At 63.6% G+C, this 23210-nt stretch carries 20 protein-coding genes and 1 tRNA gene; 11 read left to right on the plus strand and 10 right to left on the minus strand.

The window, feature by feature from the left end; all coding sequences use genetic code 11:
* Positions 1-5: 5 nt before the first annotated feature.
* Complete coding sequence (locus ACVWY5_RS20920; RefSeq protein ID WP_038377674.1) at positions 6-1592, plus strand: class I SAM-dependent methyltransferase; 1587 nt, start codon at positions 6-8, stop codon at positions 1590-1592.
* Positions 1593-1648: 56 nt separating this feature from the next.
* Here the strand turns inward: ACVWY5_RS20920 and ACVWY5_RS20925 are convergent, their stop codons facing one another.
* A complete protein-coding gene (locus ACVWY5_RS20925) occupies positions 1649-2278 on the minus strand; it encodes a hypothetical protein (protein WP_028335395.1) in 630 nt (209 codons plus the stop codon).
* A gap of 129 nt (positions 2279-2407) precedes the next feature.
* Between ACVWY5_RS20925 and ACVWY5_RS20930 the strand changes: the two genes are divergently transcribed.
* From ACVWY5_RS20930 to ACVWY5_RS20940, 3 genes are all read left to right on the plus strand, one after another.
* Positions 2408-3286 (plus strand): hypothetical protein, encoded by an 879-nt coding sequence (locus tag ACVWY5_RS20930; RefSeq protein ID WP_028335394.1) that lies wholly within the window; start codon positions 2408-2410, stop codon positions 3284-3286.
* Between the two features lie 304 nt (positions 3287-3590).
* Positions 3591-4676: a hypothetical protein gene (locus ACVWY5_RS20935; protein ID WP_028335393.1), complete on the plus strand. Its 1086-nt coding sequence runs from the start codon at positions 3591-3593 to the stop codon at positions 4674-4676.
* 27 nt (positions 4677-4703) lie between these two features.
* Positions 4704-6086, plus strand: a complete 1383-nt coding sequence (locus tag ACVWY5_RS20940) for a hypothetical protein (RefSeq protein WP_028335392.1) — start codon at positions 4704-4706, stop codon at positions 6084-6086.
* Positions 6087-6185: 99 nt separating this feature from the next.
* Here the strand turns inward: ACVWY5_RS20940 and ACVWY5_RS20945 are convergent, their stop codons facing one another.
* Both ACVWY5_RS20945 and ACVWY5_RS20950 read right to left on the minus strand, forming a co-directional pair.
* Positions 6186-6509: a hypothetical protein gene (locus ACVWY5_RS20945; protein WP_028335391.1), complete on the minus strand. Its 324-nt coding sequence runs from the start codon at positions 6507-6509 to the stop codon at positions 6186-6188.
* 173 nt (positions 6510-6682) lie between these two features.
* Positions 6683-6756: transfer RNA gene (locus tag ACVWY5_RS20950), tRNA-Gly, on the minus strand.
* Between the two features lie 493 nt (positions 6757-7249).
* Here ACVWY5_RS20950 and ACVWY5_RS20955 point away from each other — a divergent pair.
* Positions 7250-7636, plus strand: a complete 387-nt coding sequence (locus ACVWY5_RS20955; protein ID WP_028335390.1) for a YciI family protein — start codon at positions 7250-7252, stop codon at positions 7634-7636.
* A 6-nt stretch (positions 7637-7642) separates the two neighbouring features.
* On the opposite strand, the gene ACVWY5_RS20960 is transcribed toward ACVWY5_RS20955, so the two are convergent.
* Together ACVWY5_RS20960 and ACVWY5_RS20965 are read right to left on the minus strand one after the other, a co-directional pair.
* Entirely contained in the window at positions 7643-8050 is a 408-nt protein-coding gene (locus ACVWY5_RS20960) for a hypothetical protein (RefSeq protein WP_028335389.1), read from the minus strand.
* An 87-nt stretch (positions 8051-8137) separates the two neighbouring features.
* Positions 8138-8935 carry a lytic murein transglycosylase gene (locus ACVWY5_RS20965; protein WP_028335388.1) on the minus strand — a complete coding sequence of 266 codons (798 nt, stop codon included), beginning with the start codon at positions 8933-8935 and terminating at the stop codon, positions 8138-8140.
* A gap of 355 nt (positions 8936-9290) precedes the next feature.
* On the opposite strand from ACVWY5_RS20965, the gene ACVWY5_RS20970 reads away from it, so the two are divergent.
* Positions 9291-9521, plus strand: a complete 231-nt coding sequence (locus tag ACVWY5_RS20970; protein WP_225160192.1) for a hypothetical protein — start codon at positions 9291-9293, stop codon at positions 9519-9521.
* Positions 9522-9629: 108 nt separating this feature from the next.
* Here the strand turns inward: ACVWY5_RS20970 and ACVWY5_RS20975 are convergent, their stop codons facing one another.
* Both ACVWY5_RS20975 and ACVWY5_RS20980 read right to left on the minus strand, forming a co-directional pair.
* The gene (locus ACVWY5_RS20975; protein ID WP_016843397.1) at positions 9630-9857 is read right to left on the minus strand and encodes a hypothetical protein; all 228 of its coding nucleotides are present in this window, start codon (positions 9855-9857) and stop codon (positions 9630-9632) included.
* A 62-nt stretch (positions 9858-9919) separates the two neighbouring features.
* Positions 9920-10225, minus strand: coding sequence for a hypothetical protein (locus tag ACVWY5_RS20980; protein ID WP_028335386.1), 306 nt, complete (start codon positions 10223-10225; stop codon positions 9920-9922).
* A gap of 334 nt (positions 10226-10559) precedes the next feature.
* Between ACVWY5_RS20980 and ACVWY5_RS20985 the strand changes: the two genes are divergently transcribed.
* From ACVWY5_RS20985 to ACVWY5_RS20995, 3 genes are all read left to right on the plus strand, one after another.
* The gene (locus ACVWY5_RS20985; RefSeq protein WP_026192922.1) at positions 10560-10955 is read left to right on the plus strand and encodes an NUDIX hydrolase; all 396 of its coding nucleotides are present in this window, start codon (positions 10560-10562) and stop codon (positions 10953-10955) included.
* A gap of 1252 nt (positions 10956-12207) precedes the next feature.
* Entirely contained in the window at positions 12208-13518 is a 1311-nt protein-coding gene (locus ACVWY5_RS20990; protein WP_028335385.1) for a chloride channel protein, read from the plus strand.
* Positions 13519-13857: 339 nt separating this feature from the next.
* On the plus strand, positions 13858-14058 hold the full coding sequence (locus tag ACVWY5_RS20995; RefSeq protein WP_028335384.1) for a hypothetical protein: 201 nt from the start codon (positions 13858-13860) through the stop codon (positions 14056-14058).
* Positions 14059-14137: 79 nt separating this feature from the next.
* On the opposite strand, the gene ACVWY5_RS21000 is transcribed toward ACVWY5_RS20995, so the two are convergent.
* Positions 14138-15328, minus strand: coding sequence for an adenylate/guanylate cyclase domain-containing protein (locus ACVWY5_RS21000; protein ID WP_028335383.1), 1191 nt, complete (start codon positions 15326-15328; stop codon positions 14138-14140).
* 553 nt (positions 15329-15881) lie between these two features.
* Here ACVWY5_RS21000 and ACVWY5_RS21005 point away from each other — a divergent pair.
* Positions 15882-19187: an autotransporter outer membrane beta-barrel domain-containing protein gene (locus ACVWY5_RS21005; RefSeq protein WP_051376214.1), complete on the plus strand. Its 3306-nt coding sequence runs from the start codon at positions 15882-15884 to the stop codon at positions 19185-19187.
* 281 nt (positions 19188-19468) lie between these two features.
* On the opposite strand, the gene ACVWY5_RS21010 is transcribed toward ACVWY5_RS21005, so the two are convergent.
* Together ACVWY5_RS21010 and ACVWY5_RS21015 are read right to left on the minus strand one after the other, a co-directional pair.
* Positions 19469-20713, minus strand: coding sequence for a metal-dependent hydrolase family protein (locus ACVWY5_RS21010; protein WP_028335382.1), 1245 nt, complete (start codon positions 20711-20713; stop codon positions 19469-19471).
* A gap of 22 nt (positions 20714-20735) precedes the next feature.
* A complete protein-coding gene (locus tag ACVWY5_RS21015) occupies positions 20736-22091 on the minus strand; it encodes an MFS transporter (protein WP_028335381.1) in 1356 nt (451 codons plus the stop codon).
* A gap of 118 nt (positions 22092-22209) precedes the next feature.
* Here ACVWY5_RS21015 and ACVWY5_RS21020 point away from each other — a divergent pair, with 118 nt between their 5' ends.
* Positions 22210-23136: a LysR family transcriptional regulator gene (locus ACVWY5_RS21020; protein ID WP_028335380.1), complete on the plus strand. Its 927-nt coding sequence runs from the start codon at positions 22210-22212 to the stop codon at positions 23134-23136.
* Positions 23137-23210: the final 74 nt, after the last annotated feature.

Raw genomic sequence — 23210 nt, forward strand, 5'->3', positions numbered from 1 at the left:
CTGCGATGAACATCCAGACCGAGCACCGCCAGCCGACCACCGGTACCACACCATACGATGAGGTGTATTATCCCGGGCATGTCTACGGGCTCACCCACCCGAACCATCTGGCGACGATCGCTGCGGTCTACGGCCTACAGCCGGCTCCGGTCGAGCGCTGCCGGGTCCTGGAGCTCGGCTGCGGCGTTGGCGGCAATCTGTTGCCGATGGCTTTTCAATATCCGGACAGCGAGTTCATCGGTATCGACCTGAGCGGCGTCACGATCGAACGCGGACAGCGGAACATCGCCGCATTGGGCTTGAGCAATATCAGGCTTCTGCATTGCGACATCATGGATGTCGACGCGGCCTTCGGACAGTTCGACTACATCATCGCCCATGGCGTGTATTCTTGGGTACCACCGATCGTGCGCGAGAAGATGATGTCCATCTTCAAACGGAATTTGGCGCCACAGGGGCTCTGCTACGTCAGTTATAACGCGCACCCGTTCTCGCATCTTCGCGACATGGTCCGCGACATGATGCGCTACCACACCCGGCGCATCACCGGGATGAAGGAGAAAGTGGGACAAGCTCGCGCCATCGTGAAATTTCTCAGCGAAGGATCGAAGTCCAACTCGGTGCACGGTACAGTCATGCGCGATCAGTGCAACCGCGTCCTCAAGGCTCCGGACGAGTTGCTTTTTCACGACGATCTCGATTCTGGCGCGACAGCCTTCCTGCTGCACGAAGTCGTCGAAGACGCCGGCGGACACGGGCTGCAATATCTGGGCGACGCCGATTTCTCACGGCGCTATCTTGCCGGCTACACCGAAGAGGTCCGCGCCACGCTGCAGCGCTTTCCCGAAAGCGAGTTCATGGCGCGCGATCAATACCAGGACTTCATCGACGGCAACGGGTTTCGGCGTACGTTGCTCTGCCACGAAGACATCTCCCTTGACCGCAAGGTCGATCTCGACTTCATCACCGCCTTCTATCTGCTGAGCACCACCAGCCCACGTCGCCCCGACGCCTGCCTGACCGACGATTCCGAGATGGAATTTGAAAATCAGGACGGCAGCCGAATCACCGTGACCAATCCGCTCCTGAAGGCGGCACATCTTTGCCTCGGCCGGGCCTGGCCGCGCGCACTCTCATTCACTGAACTGCTCGATGGCGCCCGGACGCTGCTGGAAGGCCGGCAAACAGCCGATGACCAACGGATATTGACGGAAGCGCTCTATATCCTGGCCTGCAGCGGCGAGGTCTCCTTTCTGAAATCACGGCCCTTTCTCGTGAAGGAAGTCACGGATTGTCCGCAGGCGAGTCTGCTCGCCCGCAGGCAGGCGCAGAGCGGCCCGCTGGTCACCAATCTGCTTCACCAGACCGTGCAGTTGGAGGACGACAGGACGCGCCACTTCCTGCAGTTGCTCGACGGCTCCCGGACGATCGAGCAGATCACAGCCGAAATGACCGAAACCTTCGGGCCGACCGTCCAGGTCAAGCAAATGGATGATGCCGGCCAGCCCGCCGAGCCGTTGCTGCTGTCAACCCGACAGAGCGTTGACCGTTCGCTGGCAACTGTCGGCAAACTGGGTCTGCTGGTGGCCTGAGGACGGGCGGCAAGGAGCCGGCCCGTCCTTCTGCGGAGCGGACACAGTCTCAGCGATCAGCCGTCGTGGGTGTATTGTTGGCCGAGCAGCCACCCGGTGACAATGCCGCCGGGTCCGCTGGCATAGACCGTACTAAGGCCGACACCGGCGCGCAGCATCCGCCATTCATGCTCGCCGACCCATGGAATGCCGGGATCACCCTTCTGATATTGCGACAGCAGCGTTCGGGCGACCTCGGCGGCATTGGCGTAGATCGGACCATTCGCCCAGCGGGGTCGCGGCAGGCCTGTCATGCGGCAGTAGAGCGCAGTGCAGACATAGGCGGACGCCTCCTCCGCATTGCCGTCAAGGCCGGTACGCAGCAGATCGTATGCCGCATGCAAGGCCTCGTGGACGATATAGGCTTCGTCCATTCGCCCCGTCGCCGACACGACCTCCAGCGTATTCGCCGCAACGACCGTACCGTCCGCCCGGATCCGCGCGACGTCGTTATATTGTGCCGCAACATTTGCCGCGAGGTCCGTCGGAACTCTGACGCTGACCTGTCCCAACCGGATCGCGCGAGCGACGTGATGGAACGTTTGCGGTGCAATCGTCACGTGGCTGCCACGGATCGGAAACCGGAAGCGAATGCGCGCGACCGCCGGGCCGTTGAGTACGTCTAGCACCCTGCTCCGAAGCGACATCGGACCGTCCTTGCTCTTTACACTGCTCCACGAATGGTGGTCGGCGTTTCCGGTTGGGAGGTTCAGTTGAACCCGGCCCCGGCCAGACCAGACAAATCGGGGACTGGCTTTCACTCGGAGGGCAGCCCCGTGACGACCACCGACCCGACCACAACCGACACTTACCGCAAGATCGCGGCGCGGCTGACCATGCTCCGGCCGCAGATCGATCTGTCGAAATATTTCGCGGGGCCGAATCCCAATGTCCGCCTCTATGACGAAAAGGCCTATATCCGACGCCAATTGGAGAAGTATGGCGTCGCGGCAGCGACGAGCACGCTCGACGGCGTCACGTTCCTGCCCAAGGACTGGGAAGACCTGATCAAGACGCTGCGCATTGCCAAGACGTCGGACGGATTCGACGCCTTCGCCGAAGGCAAAAGCCCGGAGAAGCCGTCGCATTGGGCCCTCGATCTGTCGATGGCAGCCACAATCGGCAAGGGATTCCGGGAGATCTGGCGCCCAAAGCTATCCGACCGGCCGCTCTCGACGCGAGACCTTCCGGGCCGGCACGGCTTCGGGCTGGGGCGCGGCCGAGGGCAATGGAGCGACGACTATAGTGCGCAGTTCGGCAAGGACCCGCAGCCGCAAGACATCACGTCGCTACATTTCGCGGTAGCACCGGACCGGGTCAATGTTCACATCGACGAGACCGGCTTCGTGTTCGAGGGCGCAGACGGCGCCCTCACGGTCGGACCGAATTTCGGGCACCACGCCGTCAATGAACTGTTCTGGAAGAGCAATCCTCACCTGCCGCGCTGGGCGATCGATCACATCGACCTGATCCTGCCGAACAGCGCCAATGATTTTTCGCGATTTGGCGTTTCGGTCGACCTGTATCAACGCAAGGACTTGCGCGTCACCGTCACCGGCTCCTGTGGAATTTTCGGGGGATTCGAGTGCTCGGGAACGCTAAGCGTCAGTGGGACGCATAATCTGCTTGGCTCCAAGCCGAAAGGCGCGCGCTGACGATCGCATGTCTGCGATCGGGGGTGCGGCGGACGTCTGGCCTGCAATGGAATCTCACCGTTGGTGAAGCCGATCGGAAGCCGCCGGCCGTTCTACCCACGAGCCCTGCAAGGGTGGCGAAGAGCGCGCCGACATTGTCGATGCATCGCCGAAGTCGTGGGATCGCGCCAGCACCAAAGCAAGGTCGAACTTGCATGGCGATATCGAAAGCCGCTTGAACCGGCACTTCGGCAGATGCGACTGAGGGATAGGCTCGCCGACGCAAATGCGTCCTAGGCCGGTTTATGCCAATGGTGTTGTCGCAATGGCGCCTTTAAAGCCCCCCGTCTGGCTCGATACCAACATTCTTATAGACATACAGAACGGACAAAGAGCTGCGGCGAGCGCCGCCGAGAAAGCGCTCAGCCGACGTTTTGAGAATGAAATTCTCAATCTGGCCAAGGACGGTCACGAGGTTCTGATCTCACCACGCGTCAAGTTTGAATTCTTGAAGGGAGCGCGCGCTCAGTCCGGCGAAAAATTGCTCACCGACTTGCGGATCGTCGAAGACAGAATGATGACCCAGGTCCCTCGGGCGCAAGTTTGGAAGTGGGGCAATGAGGGTTTGAATCACGGGCTTTCCGCGTTCGATTCCGATGTGGTCGCCCAGGTCAGGGCAGGCGGAGTGGCTCGCGGCATCAAGAATCCGGTGTTTCTGACCAGGGACAGCGGAGGAACGCTCGTTGCGATGCGCAGGAGAGGCGTTCAAGCGCTCGACTTCCGGGCACCGGAGGTGAGACTGAAGGTCCCGCGGAACACACCGACTCCGCCAGAGGTCCCACCGCCGCCGGCAGGCTCCGTCGCCGGCGAAGGATTTTGGAGCGCGGCCAAAGCTGGCTTCAAGGCGGGTTTAAAGGAGGCTTTCAAGGCCGAGAATATCGCTGCGATGATTCCTGATCTGGTCCTCATGGTGGCCGACAAGGTCGCGGCTCGGGAGGCGTTCAAGAACATTCAAGTCAAGTTCATCAAGGAGGGCTTCGCAAAGGGCGTTGCAGCGGGCGTCATGGGTTGGTCCGAGGAGGAGGTTGCATCAAATCTGATGAACCGCATCACCGCGTTCAGAGTTCAAGGTCTGGAAGACCCTGCTGGCATCCTGACGCGCGCGACCATTCTGCAAGTGGCCGAAGCGTACGAAAACTATGCGGTGGTGATTGGATTTCAGTTCAGCTCTGCCAAGGACCTGAAATGGAAGCGCGAGATGGTCGCCAAGGGCTCCAAGATTCTGCATCAGTATGGATATTATTTCGGAACCGATCCGCAGGCGCTATTTGAGTACGAGTTCATCGACAAGCTTGCTTGGACACTTCAGCCGACCACCAACGCGATAGTAGAGCCCGCAATCCGCCACTGAAAACGATCATATTGCTGGTGATTGCTCATGCCGCAATTGAAAGACAAAGTCGGTCGGTTTGCCGCGACGGGTCGCAGCTGCCAGAACTGGAAGCAAGACCAGGAGCTGGTCATCTCGCTGCTCAACAAGATCGCCATTTCCGACGGAGGAGCCGAGACCACGCTCAAACCGCAAATGGTCGTGACGGGTCACGCCAGCGACAGCCTCTACAACTCGATCCTGTATTTCCAGAAAAAGAACTTCCCGGGCACGCCGGACGGCTATATCCGGCCCGGCGGGCCAACATTCACTCGGCTCGTCGACCTCGCGACAAAGGCAGCCGCCAAGCCTCCTCCTCCAAAGGGTCAATGGGACGGGATCGCGACGCCATCCGTCGATGCCGCGCTTCGCAGGGGTCTGCTCGACGATTCCAAGCTGGACTACGCGGAAGTCGTCGACATCATCAGGGCGACCGTCACGGACGGCATGGTCACCGCATTCGAGCTGGACGACCTGACCACCATCGCAAACACCTCCAGAACGCTTTCTCCGACTTCGAAGAAACTCATCACGCTCTTCGTCGGCGACGAAAAGAAGAAGTGGCTCGGGGTTGGACCGTACGACCTCAACTCGGATCAAAAGAAGCTCGCCGCGGAGATGGTCTGCGATTTCCTCAAGAACACGAGGACCACATTCTTTCCGAAGCTCGACCCGCACCGCGTCGGGATAGGCATTCTCAGGCGAATTGCGAAGCCGAGCCTCATAGATCAGGATCAAGCGAGCATGTGCGGCCCCTCCGCGCTGATGTTCAGCTACGCATCCGACAAGCCGGGGCAATATGCTCGGTTCGCCATCGACCTGTATCAGAAGGGGCAGGCGAACCTCGGCCGCCTGCTGATCAAGCCGGGAAAGGACGTGAAAAGCTATACGCCGCCCTACTCGCTGGACCACGTCGATTGGCTGACTTGCGCCTCCATTCGCGACTCCGAAAACTGGTTCCTCGATTTTGACGACACCGGCAGAATAAGCGACGTCGCGGGGATCACCTTGCCGAGCGAAATGGAGCAATGGTTCCGCAAGGCCGGATACCAGGACGTGCGCGAGGAGACCAATCTGAAATTCAGCAAAGGCATCGACAGCGTCAACGAAGCCAACGCCCTGCTCGCCAGTGGATATCGCGTATGCCTGTTCATAAGCGCCAACATGATCGAATATGACGACCAGTCGGATGAAGGCTCGGTGTTGACGCGGCACTGGGTCGTCTTGCGTGACAGGATACAAGTGTCGAGCGGAAACGTGACGACAACGATCTTCACATGGGGCAAAGGAGATTACGCGATCCCGCATCCGGGCAAGGGTGGCGCTCAGAAGCCTCTCTCGATTGGAGACTTCCTTATGAATTATTACGGGTACATTGCTGCCAAAGCGTGAGCGGAGAACAAGCGCTCTCACCACGCGTTGAGGTCGGTGACGAGTTGCTTGTCCAGGGACAAGCTTTCCATGCCGCTGGAAAGCAAAATGCCGCTTCGATTATGGTGCCACTTCCGGGAATGTTCCGCTTGTGGTGCAGGAAGTGACCACCTCGTGCGCCATGACGCCAACGAACGCCTCGCCATAGTCGCACACGGGTGGATTGCCTTGATCGACAACCACGAAGACCTGCTCGTCGGGCAGATATTCCCCAGCCGCCTCGTTATCCATTGCGTCATAGTCGCCGACGAGAAAGCACGTGAGATCGGCGCCGCGCACCTTGAACGGGACGATTTCCTTGCGGAAAGCATCCCGCGAGATTTTTGGCCCCAGGGCTTTCTGCCTTACAAAAATGCGACCGATGAAAGAACGGCCAATGGTCATCGACCAAAGCGATGGCGCACGACCTTCCTCATGACGACGAGGCCAAGCAGCACGCACAGATCAAGCCCATCAGGCGGGGCAAGCAGGCGGCCAGAAAGTGAACGCTTGTCGGAATGGATTCGGCGTTCTTGTCGGAATGGAAATCAAATATTTCGATAAGTACCTGAAATTATTGGAGCGGGTGAAGGGAATCGAACCCTCGTATTCAGCTTGGAAGGCTGCTGCTCTACCATTGAGCTACACCCGCATCTCGGGTTCACCTAACACGGCCGGGCGGCGGCCTCAACTGCCCCGGGGTGCGTTCTGTTCTCCGGTAAACGAAACCATTTCGCCGCAATCCGGCCGGTTTCCCGGCGCGGACGGGCCGGAGGCGGCCTTAACAGCGGCGGATTCGGCACCTATATTCGAAGTCCCATCAACAAAGAAAGGAGGTGATCTAGTGTCTTGTCTCAAGCGCTGTCACCTCGCTGGGATCGCCCGCTAGGCCCTGAGCAATCAGCCTGGCATCGGGGCGCTCTCAGCCCTGGACCAGCGAGACATCAAAATCGGGGGCGCGGCGGAAGCTAATCCGCCGCGCCTTTTTTGCTGTTTTGGCCTGCGCGATTCGCCGCCGCCATGCCAGACGGCGGGATACCTTGTCGCAACACAAAGACCGTCCGATCCGCTACAGATGAAATGTCGGCTCGGATCGCCGCGAGACGTCCTTGGGCCAGTCGCATCAGAAATAAGGAGCCCATCAGATGCTTTATGCCATCCTGGCCTATCACGTCGAAGCCGAGGTCAAGTCGTGGAACGCCGAGGAGGACGCTGCCGTGATGACGGGTCTGCGCGAGGTCCATCAACGGCTGAAGGGCAAGCTCGGCCCGGCTGCGCGGCTCGGCGATACCCGCAACGCCAGCACGCTGCGTGGGCCCGGCCACGGCATGGTGATCGACGGGCCGTTCTCCGAAACCAAAGAGCAATTGCTCGGCTTCTACGTGATCGATTGCGCCGATGAGGCGGAGGCGATCGCCGCGGCGCGCGATCTGCGCAGCGTCAACCCGTCGGCGGTCTACGAGATCCGCGCGCTGAAGCTCTACATCCCCGGCGCGCCGTTTCCGGAGACTGCGGGCCCGCGCGACGCGTAGCGTTGCTCAACGGCTGGAGCGTTTCGGCAGCTTCGGAAGCTTGCTCGGGTCGAACTTCGGCAGCGGCAGATCCGGCGGCGGCTCGGGTGCCACCTCCTGGCTCGGGATCAGCGTCACCTCGAAGGCGAGATCGGGCACGGCGTCCGCCCTGCCCGTGCAGGTCGCGATCGCGCCGGTCCAGATGCCATCGAGCCGCACCACGAGGTCGTCGGTGCCGAACACGGTCGTGCCGTCCCTGGAATGCCGCTGCGTGGTGAGCACGGCGGAGAAGCGCTCGCCGTCGACCTCATAGGTGCCGCTGTAGAGCATGACCGCGTCGCTGCCCCACAGCCTGCCATCGGCGACGTGCACGATGCCGGTGCCGTCCGCAAGCGGCGTTCGAAACCACGCCGCGTAGGTGCCATTCTTGAGCATGGAGCCGGTCTCCATCTGCTCCCGTTTCACAGCGCACGATCTGGGCACCGCTGCGTTAACAGGCGATGAAGGAACTCACGCCTGCGCTCATTGGCCGTCGATCTGCCGCCCCATGATGGCGATCGCCTTCTGGTAGACGCCTGCCGCGTTCCACGCCTCGATCGCGGCGAAGTTGGGTTCCCCGGGCTGATAGCCGGCGCCGGCGCGCCAGCCATGGGCGCGCAGGAAGTTCGCCGTCGAGCTCAGCGCGTTGGCCGCGACGTCGAGATTGCCGGTGCCGTAGGCGAGGACGTTCTTCGGCATGAACTGGGTCTGGCCGATCTCGCCATGCATCGAGCCGCGCGTGCTTCCGGACAAAGTGCCGCGGTCGACGAGCTTCAGCGCCGCATAGAGCTGGTCGGTGAAGAACTCCGGACGGCGGCAGTCATAGGCAAGGGTTGCGATCGAGGACAGCATGTTCTGATTGCCGCGCTGGCTGCCAAAACCGCTCTCCATACCCCAGATCGCGATCAACGGTCCCGGCGGCACGCCATAGCGCTGCTGGATCGAGGCGAATAGCGCCGCCTGCGACTGCTTCAGCGATCGGCCGCGCGCTACGATGGTCGCAGATCCCCGCTTGGCCATGAACTGCTCGAGCGACAGGCCGAAGCTGCGCTGGCCGCGATCCGCGGCAATCGTCGCACCGGCATAATGGGTCTGCATCAGCGCGGCGATCGCGGTGGCGCCGATGCCCTTGGCGCTCGCCTCGCCCGAGAACTGCTGCTTCCAAGCTTCGAACCCGCCGGGCCCGTTGCCACACTGCGCCGCGTTCGCCTCAGCCCCCAGCGTCGCAACCATCACGACGATGGCGAGCGCCGACGTCGCAACCTGCCAGCCCCTGATCATCCAAGACCTCCTCCGCAAATATGCCGCCGCCCTCGCGGGCGCGGCGCTGACGATGGCCGGATTGACATGACCCGGCGATGAACGATCCGCCTCAGATTCGGCCGCGAACCGTCACGATATGTCGCCGGCAGCGGATTGGCCATCCCGGCCGCCTCAGGCAGGCCGGGACATTTGGCCCCTGCGCCCGGAAGGCGTCATGCGCCGGGCATGACGACGAACACGGCGTGCGTGACGATGTGTGACGATGCAGATCGCGCGTGAGAAGTGCGAAATCCGGTGGTGAATGGCGTGCGATGTAGTAGGTTCTCCGCGGGGACGGCGGCCCCGCTGTCCTCCAACTTGGGAGGCGATGGCTATGATGAAGACCCTGTCACTTCTAGCGGTCCTGCCCTTTATCGGCGTCCTGTCGATGTCGACGGGCCACGCCGCATCCACATGCTCGACCAGCAATTTCGGCATCTCTGCGGTACCGTGCGGAAAGCGGTATGCGGTCAGCTACGAAGCCTGCCGGAAGTACGTGATCGAGCATGGCGCATCGCCCGCCGAATCCTGGTGGTACTGCAGCAGTCAAGGCTACACGAAATAGCCGGCCCTTCCTGAGCGAGGCCTTATTTCCTGAGCGAGGCCTTTCGCCGGCGCGGACAGCGCGTTGAGCTGCCGCGACGTCGAACACGCGTGCCTGCCGATCAGCGTGTTAGGGCACGTCGCCTCTTCTCACTGGACCGACGGTCTGCGGCCGGTTGAGGAAGAACTCGCGGTTGCCGAGCGCGGCCTCGGCATACTGGTCGATCGCCACGATGATCGCCTGCACGTGGTGAAAGCACCAACCTTCCCGCGTCGCCATGTGCCGGACCTCGGCCAGCGCCTTGATCCAGGGCGCGTGATCATCGCTGTCGTGGAAATACCGAAGCGGCTCTCTCATCTTTCCTCCGGCACATCACGTCTTGCAGCTCGGCGCGCAGCCGCCGCATCCCGAGCACTCGGTCATGCACGCGCTTCGCCGGCGACCAGCTCTTGCTTCACCGGGTGAATGAAGGCCGGGGTCGCGGCGCGACGGCGCGGTGCAACGCTCGCATGCACGATGATCGGATCGCGGTCGCCCAGGACGCCCAGGACGCCCCGCTCCTCGACCAGGCGGCTCATGACCAACCGCATCTTCAAGAGGTCCCCGGCGACGAAGGCGCAGTCCTCATCGCGGTTGATCTGCTGGCGCATGATGGCTTCGGCCTCGAGCATGCTGACGCGCAGCGCCCTGATCTGCCTGCGAATTTCGCTGATGCGGTTGTCCATGGCGTCCTCCAATTCCCGGTGGAGGACAATTAGAACAAAACAAGAACATTGAGTCAAGCGGTGCACCCGTCCTGGGGTATCGTTATCACGACGCAACCGGGTGAGTTCCGGTCACGGCCGTAACAGCTTCACGAATTCAACGTGAGGTGCCGGACATCAAGCGAGATCAAGGAAGCTACGGCGAGCGCGCGCCGCGAGGATCGCAGCCGTCAGAGACAAACGGCCGACATACGACTGTGGAACAATGCGGCATCGAACTTGTCTACACAAATAGACAAGTTAAAATGGGTCGATTCTATTTCGATCATTGCGCAGCAAATGCCCAAGTCTTCCAATGCCCAAGTCCTCCAAGCTGGTAGCCGCGAAGCGCGGCAAGGTTCTTCTGGTTAGACGCCGATCTGACGGGCTGTGGATGTTCCCCGGCGGGCGCAGGCGCGCGCGAGAGACCGGGAAGGATTGCCTCAAGCGCGAGATCAAGGAGGAACTGCCGAAGCTCAAGCTCGGCAGGCTCAGCCTGTGGAAGGAAGTGACGGCCAGGAACAAGCGTTCCGGCCGCAGGATGAGCGACGCGATCTTCATCGCCAAGAACGCCAAAGGCCGACTGGCGATCGGCGACAAGAAGGAGATCGACCGCGCCGCCTGGCAGAAGCCGCGGGGCCTTCGCCTGACGCCGACCTCCCGCTACATCCGCGACCGGCTGTTTCCGAGAAAGCAGCGGCGCCGGAGATAGGCGGCGGGATCATCAAAGGCCGCGCTTCCACCTCAAAGAAACGGCCCCAGCGAGGGGGCACAAGCTGGGGCCGCGAGTTACTGTGATCGTCCGGGCGCTGCCGGCAGGGACAGCACCGAACCTGTGACAATCATGCTCCGCGGCGTCGGTTCCTGGACGGAGGGCCTGGGCTTTTTATCCGGGCGACATCACACGTTATTTAATTTATCCGCGCTCGCCTGACCTGCAATTTGACGCGACGTAAGTTTGTTTAATCGTTGCGTGGAGTCATGGAACCGAAGACCGAGATTTGCCCGAAGTGCGGGCACAAACTGGAATTGGCATCGCCTCCGGGCGGCAAAGGCAACCGCCTCTATCGGTGCTTCAATTGCGGAGGCCCGGACCCTCTGAAGGGTCACACGGCGGACGGATATCTGCGCGGTCTGAAGTCCCCGGAAAAATAACACAGGTTAGTCAGCAACACCGTACTGATCCGGATTTCTGAAAAGATAGGACGGCCGTAATACAACCCTGCCGGCGTTGCCGTTCTTTGCAGAGCATTTTTTCACGACTGAGTTGTTACAGACCTATTGTAACCGGCAGAAAAGGGCCGTCGATGCGACGGCCCTTTTCGATTCAGCGCCCGTGTCTTTCGGGCGGCATCAATCCCGGTGACGACAGCCATACTCCGGGAATATCTGTTCTACCCAACTCGGTACCGGGCAAAGAATGAGGCCGCGAACCGGCGGTCTCCTTAATTGAGTGGCCCCAGCAACCTATGGGGGCCTGGGAGGGCAGGCGCTGGGGCCGTCTACCGGCCCGGTTGGCGCGGTCGGGCCAGGTGAGCTTCCATCAAATGAATAGAGCAACGGCAACCATTGCGATTGGGCAAAGTCCCAATACGACGATGCCCGCTCGAACAATCACTTCGGACATGACATGCGCCCTTCAATGGGGCGGTCAAAATACGCCGCGGCGGAAGCCGCGCAAAGTGCAGTTTGTGCCAGATTTTCCGCGTCCCTCAATCATGCGTCACGGCGGGAAAGGACGCGCCAAGGCGGAGTCGTTGAGACACCAAAACTCACGCGCGAGCCTCCTTGAGATCGCCGAAGAGTGAGGCCTCAGGCGGTATCGCGGATTTCGGCCCTGGAGTTTGGCGGCTGCGCCGGCACACCGTGCTGATTTCTTCAGCTTCGCCTACCGCCGACGCGTGCTAGGAATGACGCGATCCGCTTCGTATCGGACCACGACATGAGCTAAGAATTCGTCCAAAATGACCTTCCCCTCCAACCGCCAGAGGCGGCTGCTCAGACTAGTCTCCGCGCGTTGGCAGCGCCGCGCCCTGTTCTTGCTGGGCGGCATTGCGGTCGGTGCTGCGGCCGTCGCGCTGGCACAGCTCGCCGATCTGGCGCAGATTGCGTTTGGCGCGGTGGTATCCCGTTTCCATTATGCCTCGCTGCTGCTGACGCCGGCCGGGTTCGCGCTGTCGGTGTTTTTGACCAACCGCTTCTTTCAGAACGCGCAAGGCAGCGGAATCCCGCAGGCGATCGCCGCACGCCATCTGACCGACCAGACCGCGCGCGAAAGCCTGGTTTCGCTGCGCGTTGCGGCCGGCAAGATCCTGCTGACGCTGTTCGGCCTGTTGTGTGGCGCGTCGGTCGGGCGCGAGGGACCGACGGTGCAGATCGGCGCCTCGATCATGTTTGCGCTCGGCCGCTTCTCGCCGCGGCGCCAACCCGGCCTGATCCTTGCCGGCGCGGCAGCAGGTGTCGCGGCCGCCTTCAACACCCCGCTGGCCGGGATCGTGTTCGGCATCGAGGAAATGAGCCGTGCCTTCGAGACGAGAACCAGCAGCCTGATCATCGGCGCGGTGATCGCTGCCGGCCTGACCTCGCTCGCGCTGATGGGCAACTATACGTATTTCGGCACCAGCGCGACGGCCTTGCGCAACGGCACCGACTGGCTCGCGGTGCCGCTCTGCGGCGTTGCCGGAGGTCTTGCGGGCGGCCTGTTCAGTCGCATTCTGATCGCGATGGCGCGCGGATTTGCCAATCCGGTCGGACGCGCGATCAAGCGTTATCCAATCGGCTTTGCCGCGATCTGCGGATTTGCGGCTGCGATTTGCGGGATTGCGTCCGACGGCGCGATCTATGGCACGGGATATCAGCAGGTCAAATCCGCGCTCGAAGCCGGAACACAATTGCCGGCGAGCTTCAGCGTCTGGAAATTCCTGGCGACCACGTTCGCCTCGATCAGCGGCATGCCGGGCGGCATCTTCGCGCCCTCGCTCGCGGTCGGCGCCGGGCTCGGCTCCAACATCGCGCCGCTGTTTCATGGCGCGCCGCTGTCGGCCATCATGCTGCTCGGCATGGTCTCCTATTTCGCCGGCGTGGTTCAGGCGCCGATCACCGCCTTCGTGATCGTCACCGAGATGACCGACAATCACGCGATGGTCGTGCCCTTGATGGCCGCGGCCCTGATTGCGCACGCGAGCTCGCGCCTGATCTGCAAGGAAGGCGTCTATCACGCCCTCGCCAAGGGCTTCGTCGAGCGCGCTGCGCCGGCGCAGATCACCTCGATCTGAATTCCGGGCACCACGGGAAAACGGCCCCGGCATCTCGCGTTGCCGCGGCCGTCCTATTCCCATGCTCACGCCGAACCGCCGGTGCCGATAATCAGGCGGGCCCTCTGGGCCTTGAAAAATTACCTTAATGAAAAAGCCTGCCCAGCGCCCGAATGATTCGCGCGATCCGGCGTTCCGGAAAATAACGCGTGTGAATCCAGCCTGAATAAATTTCGCTCGAAACAAACGGAATGTTTCAGTGACTCTTCATGCGTGAACGGAGTTCCGGGGTTCCTCGGGGAGCGGACTTGTCGCGGCGACGTTGGTCTATGGGCAATCCCTGAGAAAGGGGGAAGCGCCATGGTCGAGAACGTCATGACCAACGCCACTTATTGGCGGGACCGAGCCGCCAAGACACGTGCCAAGGCGGATTTGTTCAGATATCAAAACTCACGCGCGAACCTTCTGAAGATCGCCGAAGAGTACGACCGTCTGGCCAACTATGCCGAGCAGCAATTGCTGCGCGCACCGACGGCGAAACTGTCCGGCCAGTCTCCTTAACGGCAGGAGCCTTTTGGACATTGGGCCGTCTCAGCCGGTGCGTGCGCCGCACGTCACGCTGCTTTCGGCCAATCGAGCCTCAGCCCCGATAGGCAAACAGCTCGATCGGCTCGCTGAAACCGCGCACCGAATGCTCGCCGACATGTTCGAGCGCGAAATCGTGCGCGACCAGATCGGCGAAGGCGCGCGACAGCAGCACGTTTCGTCCCAACTGCTTGGTCAGAGCCTCGAGCCGCGAGGCCATGTTCACCGCCGGGCCGATCACCGTGAAGTCGAGCCGGCTACGCGATCCGATATTGCCGTACATGACGTCGCCGACATGGACGCCGATGCCGTAATTCATCGGCGCCCGGCCCATCATGCTGTTCTTTTCGCTCAGCGCCGCCATCGCCTGCCGCGCCTCGGACACCGCGTGAAGCAGGTTGGCGCAGGCCCTGGGATCGCTGAGCGGGAAAATCGCAAGCAGACCATCGCCGATGAACTTCAGGATTTCCCCGCCGTGCCGCGCAATCGGCTCCGACATCGCGTCGAAATAGTCGTTGAGGAGATCGATGACGTCGTCGCGCGGCCAGGAGTCGGAGATCCGGGTGAAGTCCCTGAGATCGCAGATCATGATTGCGGCGCGGACCGTGGTGCCGCTGCCCCGCCGCGTCGCGCCCGCCAGGATCATCTCGCCGGCATGGGTGCCGACATAGGTCTCGAGCAGCGTCCGCGCCAGGCGGTTCTTCATCCGGATTTCGCTGACCAGCGCCAGCACCGGCAGCACCTTGCGCAGCTCGGCGATGTCAGCGTCATCGAAACCGCCGGACCGGTCGGTCGCGAACGTCACGACATGCCGCTTGCCGAGCGTATGCAGCAGCGGCCACGCCACATAGTCGGTCAGGCCTTGCGCGCGCATCTCGTCAAAGAGCGCATGCGTGCGGCCAGGCGCCCGTTCGAGTCGCTCGCGCACTTCGCCGGCGCCCTGGTGGATTTCGTAGACCGGGCTGCCGATATATTCCGAGCGCTCCCTCACCTCGTAGTCGACCCGCGTGATCTCGGCCTCGCGCTTGCCGTCGCCCCAGATGATCCGGGCGCCGAGCCATTGCGGATGCTGGATCAGCAGATTCATCGTCGCCCGCTTGAGGGGAATACCCGTTTGCTGCAACCGGATGCACAGCTCGGCGAAGATATTGTCGATGAAGCGCTCGTCGCGGGTCTCGTTGGTCAGCCAGGCCACAACGTCGCCGCCAGACTGCGGCGTGACGGACTCGATGTTGGGGGCGTTCATGGCTTGCTCCGGAGCGGCGGGTGGGATCGGCACGCGATATGTCGTGCTTCTGCCCGGCAACGTCAACGCCGCCAGCGGTAACGTGATCGGGCGTGCCGGGTGGCCCAGGCGGTAGCCCGACCACTGCAGGGCGCGTTGCCAAAATATCGAAAACAACCCCATGCAAAGTAGCCGGCGGTGGCCGGCCCTCGACTAGGCTCCTTGACACGTCGGGCAACTCACGGGTACTTTTCCAATATTCCGAAATTCCGCGGACGCACGCTCGGCCCCGGCAGGCATATGGCATTTGCGTGCTTCTGTAACCAGACGTTTCCACGTCGTCATGGCCAACAGCCACATGCGATAGCCCTGCCTTTCAGGGCGGAGCCAGACGCCGCTTGCGCACGAAACCGCGCCCCGCACGCACTCAACTGGTTAGCGATCGATTAATTGCAGCGCGCGGACGTTGCATCGCGGGCACAGTGCTTGCTGTTTCGCATGGGGAACACCAAGCTTCATTTGTCGGCTCACAGTAAGTCACATAGCGTGACGCCCATCCGCGGCTGGCGAAGGTTTGCCGGAATGCAACCTGCCTGGCGGCGGCAAGAACAAGGGGCTGAGCACCATGCGCGAATGCATCGGGGCTACGACGATCGCACGACACGTTGGTGACAATCCACCCAATCCACGCCTGACGTCCCGCACGCGTGCGCACTTCCACCGCCTGCTGCTGATGAGCGCCTCGGTGGTCGCGCTCTCGGCGCTGATGCCGGGCTCAGCGGCGGCGCAGACCTGGACCGGCGCAACCAGCAACGACTGGACGGTGGGCTCGAACTGGAACACCGGCACGGCCCCGGCCGGCGGTGCGGTCAATATTGTGCCCGGCTCAAACGTCGTCCTCGGCGTGAGCCCAGGGGCGACCGGCACGACCAGCACGCTGAATGTTCGCGACCTGGTCGGAGGCACGACAAATCTCACGATTCAAAACGGCGGCACGCTGACGAGCACTTCCGCTTCGATCGGCGATGTCGCAGGTGGCATCGCCACGGTCACCGTGACAGGGGCCGGCTCGCGGTGGAACGCCAGTACGATCAGCCTGTTCGCTGGCGCCACAAGCGTGCTCAACGTTACGGACGGCGCGACCGTCTCCGTCACAAGCAGGCTCATCGTCGGCACGCCGGCCGGCACTAGCACGGCCACCCTCAACATCAGCAACGCCACGGTGGAGAATCGCGGCTTCGGCATCAGCGTCGGCAACGCGAGTGGGCGAGTGAATTTTGACAACGCCACTTTCCGTGCGGCCATTAACACCTCCAACATCTCCAACGGAACGGCCGACCAGAACAACATCGCCGCGGGCGGACTGACCGTCGATAGCAACGGGTTCCTCGTCCTCCAGGCGAACGGCTTCAGCGGCGTCGGCGGATTGACCAAGATCGGCGCCGGGACCTTGCGGCTCAGTGGCGCCAGCACCTACATCGGCGACACGGTGATCCAGCAAGGCACGCTGGCACTGACGGGCGCAGGCACGATCAGTCTCAGCCGAGTGGTCGACAACGCAACCTTCGATATCTCGGCAATATCCGCCGTGCCAGGTATAGCCGGCATTCAAAGCCTCGCGGGCACCGGCACCGTCACGCTCGGCACCAGGACGCTGGGCATCATCAATGCGAGCGACAATTTCGCCGGCACCATCAACGGCAGCGGCGGGCTGAGCCTCACCGCCGGCACGCAATTGCTGTCCGGCGTCAACAGCTATAGCGGCGTGACCTTTATCGCAGGCGGCACCTTGGCGCTATCAGATGCGGGCTCGATCGCAACTTCCAGCCAGGTGATCACGAACGGCACGTTCAGCATCGCCGGCCTCTCCGGCGCAGGCACCAGCATCCAGCGGCTGTCGGGCTCAGGCAGCGTCGATCTCGGCGCCAAGACGCTGACGCTGACCGCCGCGAACGACTCGTTCGCAGGCGTCATCGGCGGCAGCGGCGCCCTGACGCTTGCCGGCGGCACGCAGACACTGTCCGGCGCCAACACCTATAGCGGCGTGACCACGATTTCCGCGGGAACGCTGGCGCTTGCAGGGGCTGGCGCGATCAGCAATTCCCGCGTGGTGGCGAATGCCGCGTTCGACATTTCCGGCCTCGCCGGCACCTCGACCAGCATTCAGGGCCTCGCCGGCAGCGGCAATGTCGCGCTCGGCGCCAAGAGCCTGACGCTCACCAATGCCAGCGACAATTTCGCGGGCGCGATCGGCGGCACCGGCGGGCTCGCCCTGACCGGCGGCACGCAAATCCTGTCCGGCGTCAACACCTATAGCGGCGCGACCACGGTGAACGGCGGCACGCTGCAAGCCGGCGCGGTCAATGCGTTCAGCGCCGCCTCCGCCATCACCGCCGGCGCCGGCACCACGATCGACCTCGACGGCTTCAACCAGACCATCGGCGGCTTCAGCAATGCCAGCACGGTGCGGTTCGGCGCGGCGCCCGGAACGACGCTGACGGTCGCCGGCAATTATACCGGCAACGGCGGCACGCTGCTGTTCAACACCGTGCTCGGCGGCGACGGCTCGGCGACCGACCGCCTCGTCGCGGGAAGCACGTCGGGCACCTCGACCGTGCGGGTCAACAATGCCGGCGGCGGCGGCGCGCAGACCGCCGACGGAATCAAGCTGATCGACATCACCGGCGCCTCCAACGGCGTCTTCGCGCTTGCGGGCGACTATTCGCTGCAAGGCCAGCAGGCGATCGTCGCCGGCGCCTATGCCTATACGCTGCAGAAGAACGGTATCGCGACGCCGGCGGACGGCGACTGGTATCTGCGCTCCAGCCTGGTCAATCCGCCTGGTGATCCGTCCGCACCGGCCAAGCCCGCGGGCCCGCTGTACCAGCCCGGCGTGCCGCTTTACGAGAACTACGCCCAGGTGCTGCTCGGCATGAACGCGCTGCCGTCGCTGCAGGAGCGTGTCGGCAACCGCTATTGGGGCGGCAGCGGCGGCCCGAGCGAAGCGATGGCGCGGATGGGCGTCACGCCGGCGGCGCAGACAGACAGTTCATGGACGCAATCGGCGTTCTGGGGCCGCGTCGAGGGCGGTCAAACCAGCCTGCGGCCGTCCAACAACACGGGCTCGAGCATGAACAGCGATGACTTCAAGGCGCAGGCCGGGCTCGACGGCCTCGCGCTCGAGAACACCTACGGCCGCCTGATCGTCGGCCTCACGCTGCAATACGGCCTGACCACGGCTTACGTGAATTCGTTGTTCGGCAACGGCCGCATCCGCGCCGAGGGCACCGGCGTCGGCGCCACCGCGACCTGGTATGGCGACAACGGCGTCTACATCGACGGCCAGATGCAGACCATGTTCTATCGCGGCGACCTGACCTCCGATCTCGTCGGCAGCATGACCCACGGCAATGGAGGCCTCGGCTATGCGTTCAGCGTCGAGGGCGGCAAGCGCTTCACGATCGGCAACGGTTTCTCGCTGACGCCGCAGGCGCAGCTCGCCTATTCGAGGGTCGACTTCGATGGCTTCACCGACCGCTTCGGCGCGCTGGTCTCGCTCGGCAATGCCGACAGCCTGCTCGGCCGCGTCGGGTTGTCGCTCAATCACCGGAAGAGCTGGAGCGACGGCGCCCGCTCCGACCTCTACGCGATCGGCAACCTGCACTACGAATTCCTCGACGGCACCAACGTCGATGTTGCTGGCACCGGCTTCGCCAGCGCCAACGACCGGCTCTGGGGCTCGATCGGCGGCGGCGGCAGCTACAGCTGGGCGGACGGGCGTTACACCGTGTTCGGCGAAGCGACCTATCGCGCCAACCTGGAGGATGCCGGCGACAACCACAGCTACAAGGGCTCCGCGGGTCTGCGCGTCGTGTGGTGAGGACGGAAGGTCAAGGCGCGATGAGATTGGGTCGTAAGGCGACGGCAGTTTGCTCCCTCGCCCCGTTCTTACGGGGTCGAGACCAGCGAAGCTTGCTCTTTGAGGGTTGGGGTGAGCGGCTCGCTTCGCACATATGGTGATAGCTGCGTCCGCGGAGACTCCCCCTCACCCGGGACGCATCTAGCGATGCGTCATAGCCGAAGCTCTGCTTCGGCGTTCTTGAGAACGGCCGCCGAAGGCGGCCTATGCCTCTCCCCGCACGCGGGGCGAGGTGACGAAGCCTACCCGCCCAACCGATCGACCTCGGCCTTGCCGGCCTTCATGACCAGCGGGATGTGCTCGCCCTGGTCGAGCAGACAACTCATGTCGCGCAGTGGATTGCCCTCGACCACCAGCAGATCGGCGAACGCCTCCGGCGCGATGCGGCCGAGCTTGCCTTCCATGCCGAGCACCTCGGCGCCGATGATGGTCGCGCTGGCGATCACCGCCTGCGGTCCGAGCAGCTCGGCGCGAATCCGGAATTCGTCGCTCTGCAGGCGCTGCGACGGTCCGAGCAGGTCGGAGCCGTAACCCATCTTGACGCCGGCCTCGCGGTAGATCGCGAGCGAGCGCAGTCCGGCGTCGCGCACGTCGGCGATCTTGGCGACGCTCGCCGCCGGGAGGCCGTATTTCGCACCCTCATTGGCCAGCGCCTCATAGGTGACCAGCGTCGGCACCACATAAGCGCCCTGCTCGGCCATCAGCTGCGCGGTCGGCAGATCGACCAGATTGCCGTGCTCGATGGTGCGCACGCCGCAGCGGATCGCCCGCTCGATCGCCTCCGCGGTGTAGGCGTGCGCCAGCACATAGGTGTGCCGCGCCCTCGCCTCGGCGACGATGGCGCGGATCTCGTCCTCGGAATAGCCGTAGGCGCCGATCGGATCGGTGGGCGACGCGACGCCGCCGGACGCCATGATCTTGATCTGGTCGGCGCCCATCTGCAGCTCCTCGCGCACCGCCTTGCGCACCGCGTCGACGCCGTCGACGACGCGCGCGATCGCACCGACCCGCACGCAGCAGGAGCAGGTCGGGTCGGCCAGATAGTCGGAGCGGGCGCGCCCGTCGCCATGCCCACCGGTCTGGCTCAGCGCGCGGCCGGAGACGAACAGCCGCGGACCGTCGGTCAGGCCGGTGTCGATCGCCTGCTTCAGCGCATAGCCGGCGCCGCCGGCATCGCGCACGGTGGTGAAGCCGCGCTTCAGCATGCCGCGCAACAGCATGGTCGAGCGTAGCGTCACCAGCACGTTGGCCATGCGGGCCTGCTGCGACAGATCGAGCTCGACCGCGACCGCATGCACATGCAGATCGATCAGGCCGGGCATCAGCGTCTTGCCCTTGAGGTCGATGACGCGATCGGCCGAGGTCTCGATCGGCCGGTCCGAGACCTCCTTGATCAGGCGATCCTCGACCAGCACGTGGTGGCCTTCGAGCAGATCGGAGCGCAGGGGATCGAGCAGCGCGGCGTTCTTGAAGAGGGTCGTAGCCATGATGGTCTCCTGAGCGCCGCGATCACGCGGCTTCGCTTGCGATGTCTTCCAGCGACCGGCCGCGCGTCGGCACGCCCATCAGCACGACGGTCAGCGCGCCAATCAGGAGGACGGACGTGGTGACGCCGAACACGCCGGCAAAGCCGAAATTCGGATAGAGGTAGCCGACCAGGATCGGCGCTGCGATCGCGCCGATCCGGCCGATCGCGGATGCGAGCCCGGCACCCGTGGTCCGGATCGATGTCGGAAACACTTCGGCCGTGTAGGCATAGACGCCCGCATAGGTGCCGTTCATGAAGAACGACAGCAGCAGGCCGGCCGCCATGATCTCCGCATCGCTCTTGGCAAAGGCGAGCCCGAGCGCGCTGACGCCACCGAGCAGCATATAGGTCGCGATCGTCGCCTGCCGTCCGATCCGCTCGTTGAAAAAAGCGGCGGTGAAATAGCCCGGCACCTGCGCGCAATACATCGCGAGCGAATAGCCGAAACTCTTGGTGATGCTCATGCCGTTCTGCACCAAGAGGCCGGGGATCCAGACGAAGAAGGAATAGTAGCTGAAGGTGATCGACAGCCACATGATCCAGGTCATGGTGGTGATGCGCGCCCGCCGGCCGGCGAGCAGCGCGGCAAAATTGCTCAACAGCGTTCCCGACGAGGCGACAGGCGCGGCCGGCTCGGCAACCGCGGGCGGCAGCGCGCGGCCCTCGCGCGCGAAGCCGGCCTCGATCCTGTCGAGCACCGCTTCGGCCTCCTTCGCCCTGCCCCGGCTTTCCAGCCAGCGTGGCGATTCCGGTAGCGACCGGCGCCACCACAGCAGCATCACGACAGGCACGGCCGTGATGACCAGCACGATGCGCCAGCCGTTCTCGTAGGCGGGCACGATGAAATAGCCGAGCAAGGCGGCGGCGACGAAGCCGAACGAGAAAAAGCCCGCCAGCGCGCCGGTGAAAGCGCCGCGGTAACGCCGCGCCACGAACTCCGCGAGGTACGGCGCGATGATCGCGCTCTCCGCGCCGGTGCCCATGCCGGCGACGACGCGGGCGGCAAAGAACGCCGGCCAGCTGTCCACCGCCGCGCTGACCAGCGAGGCCGCGCTGTAGAGCGCGAGCGCCGACATCATCACCGCGCGGCGGCCGATCAGGTCGCCCAGCGTCCCCGCGAGCAGCGCGCCGAACAGATAGCCGACGAAGGTGCTGCTGCCGAGCACGCCGGTCTCGACATTGGTCAGCCCCCAGGCGGTGCGCAGCACCGGCAGGATGAATGCCAGCACCGCGGCATCCATCGCGTCGAAGAGATAGCCGAGGCCGCCCATCAGCAGCAGGTGCACATGGAACCGCGCGAACGGCAGGCGCTCGATGCGCGCCGAGATCATCGACATGAAAGTCCCCCCTCGCCCCGCGGCGGCACGCGCCACAGGGTCGGCCGGGGAATGATAGACAAACCAATATTATCCGAATAATTTATAATCGTTATCTAGCACATCACCCTTGTGAATATTGCTCGTGTCCTTCCGCACGCTCGACCTCAACCTGCTGAAAGTCTTCGAGGCGCTGATGACCGAGGGCAGCGTCACGCGCGCCGCCAGCGCACTGACCATGACGCAGCCCGCGGTCAGCAACGCGCTGGCGCGGCTGCGCGACGCGCTCGGGGATCCCCTGTTCGTGCGCACCGCGAGCGGGATCCGCCCGACGCAACGCGCCGTGGCGCTGTGGCAGCCGATCGGCGACGCCCTGGAACATGTCCGCCACGCCCTCGACGAGGATGCCTTCGATCCGCGACAGACCCAGGCCGAATTCATCCTGTCGATGTCCGATTACGTGGCCTCGCTGGTGATGCCGCGGCTGCTCAACCGCTTCAGTGAAGTGGCGCCGTCCGCGCGCATCCACACCGTGCCCAACACCATCCTGGAGATCGGCGACCGGCTCGAGGACAACCGGGTCGATTGCGTGCTGAGCGTCTATGTCAACGAGGCGCAGCAGCCGCCGGCCGTGATCCGCTCACGCTCGCTGTGGACCGTCGAATATGCCTGCATGATGCGGCGGGACCATCCGCTGGCCAGGCAGAAGCGGCTCAACACCCGGAGCTTCCTTGCCGCCAAGCATGTCGATGTCAGCCTCGCCGGCAAGACGCTGCCGACCTACGACCAGTTTCTCGCCTCGCGCGGGCTGTCGCGCAATCTGGTCGCGACCGTCAACCACTACAACGCCGCCTACGAGATCGTGCGCCAGTCCGACCTGATCGCCGTGCTGCCGCGCGATCTCAGCGCGCAGTCCCGCCACGCGCCCCATCTGCACGCCATGCCGGTGCCGCTGCCGGCGCCGCCGCGCATCGTCAGCCTGTTCTGGCACCAGCGCAACGACACCGTTCCCGCGCAACGCTGGCTGCGCGAGACGCTGGTGGAGATGTTCGCAAGGATGGAGTGAGCGGGTGGATTGGCGCATGCAGACAAATCCGGCTCCCCGGACACCCGTGATCCCCGTAGCGGCACGGGGATGCT

The sequence above is a fragment of the Bradyrhizobium sp. USDA 3256 genome (genome assembly GCF_054058275.1).

Bases quoted from the DNA above. Each gene is read 5' to 3' on its own strand.
- ACVWY5_RS20920 (WP_038377674.1), top strand. From the start codon at position 6: ATGAACATCCAGACCGAGCACCGCCAGCCGACCACCGGTACCACACCA.
- ACVWY5_RS20925 (WP_028335395.1), bottom strand. From the start codon at position 2,278: ATGTCGCTTCGGAGCAGGGTGCTAGACGTACTCAACGGCCCGGCGGTC.
- ACVWY5_RS20935 (WP_028335393.1), top strand. From the start codon at position 3,591: ATGGCGCCTTTAAAGCCCCCCGTCTGGCTCGATACCAACATTCTTATA.
- ACVWY5_RS20940 (WP_028335392.1), top strand. From the start codon at position 4,704: ATGCCGCAATTGAAAGACAAAGTCGGTCGGTTTGCCGCGACGGGTCGC.
- ACVWY5_RS20945 (WP_028335391.1), bottom strand. From the start codon at position 6,509: ATGACCATTGGCCGTTCTTTCATCGGTCGCATTTTTGTAAGGCAGAAA.
- ACVWY5_RS20955 (WP_028335390.1), top strand. From the start codon at position 7,250: ATGCTTTATGCCATCCTGGCCTATCACGTCGAAGCCGAGGTCAAGTCG.
- ACVWY5_RS20960 (WP_028335389.1), bottom strand. From the start codon at position 8,050: ATGCTCAAGAATGGCACCTACGCGGCGTGGTTTCGAACGCCGCTTGCG.
- ACVWY5_RS20965 (WP_028335388.1), bottom strand. From the start codon at position 8,935: ATGATCAGGGGCTGGCAGGTTGCGACGTCGGCGCTCGCCATCGTCGTG.
- ACVWY5_RS20970 (WP_225160192.1), top strand. From the start codon at position 9,291: ATGATGAAGACCCTGTCACTTCTAGCGGTCCTGCCCTTTATCGGCGTC.
- ACVWY5_RS20975 (WP_016843397.1), bottom strand. From the start codon at position 9,857: ATGAGAGAGCCGCTTCGGTATTTCCACGACAGCGATGATCACGCGCCC.
- ACVWY5_RS20980 (WP_028335386.1), bottom strand. From the start codon at position 10,225: ATGGACAACCGCATCAGCGAAATTCGCAGGCAGATCAGGGCGCTGCGC.
- ACVWY5_RS20985 (WP_026192922.1), top strand. From the start codon at position 10,560: ATGCCCAAGTCCTCCAAGCTGGTAGCCGCGAAGCGCGGCAAGGTTCTT.
- ACVWY5_RS20990 (WP_028335385.1), top strand. From the start codon at position 12,208: ATGACCTTCCCCTCCAACCGCCAGAGGCGGCTGCTCAGACTAGTCTCC.
- ACVWY5_RS20995 (WP_028335384.1), top strand. From the start codon at position 13,858: ATGGTCGAGAACGTCATGACCAACGCCACTTATTGGCGGGACCGAGCC.
- ACVWY5_RS21000 (WP_028335383.1), bottom strand. From the start codon at position 15,328: ATGAACGCCCCCAACATCGAGTCCGTCACGCCGCAGTCTGGCGGCGAC.
- ACVWY5_RS21010 (WP_028335382.1), bottom strand. From the start codon at position 20,713: ATGGCTACGACCCTCTTCAAGAACGCCGCGCTGCTCGATCCCCTGCGC.
- ACVWY5_RS21015 (WP_028335381.1), bottom strand. From the start codon at position 22,091: ATGTCGATGATCTCGGCGCGCATCGAGCGCCTGCCGTTCGCGCGGTTC.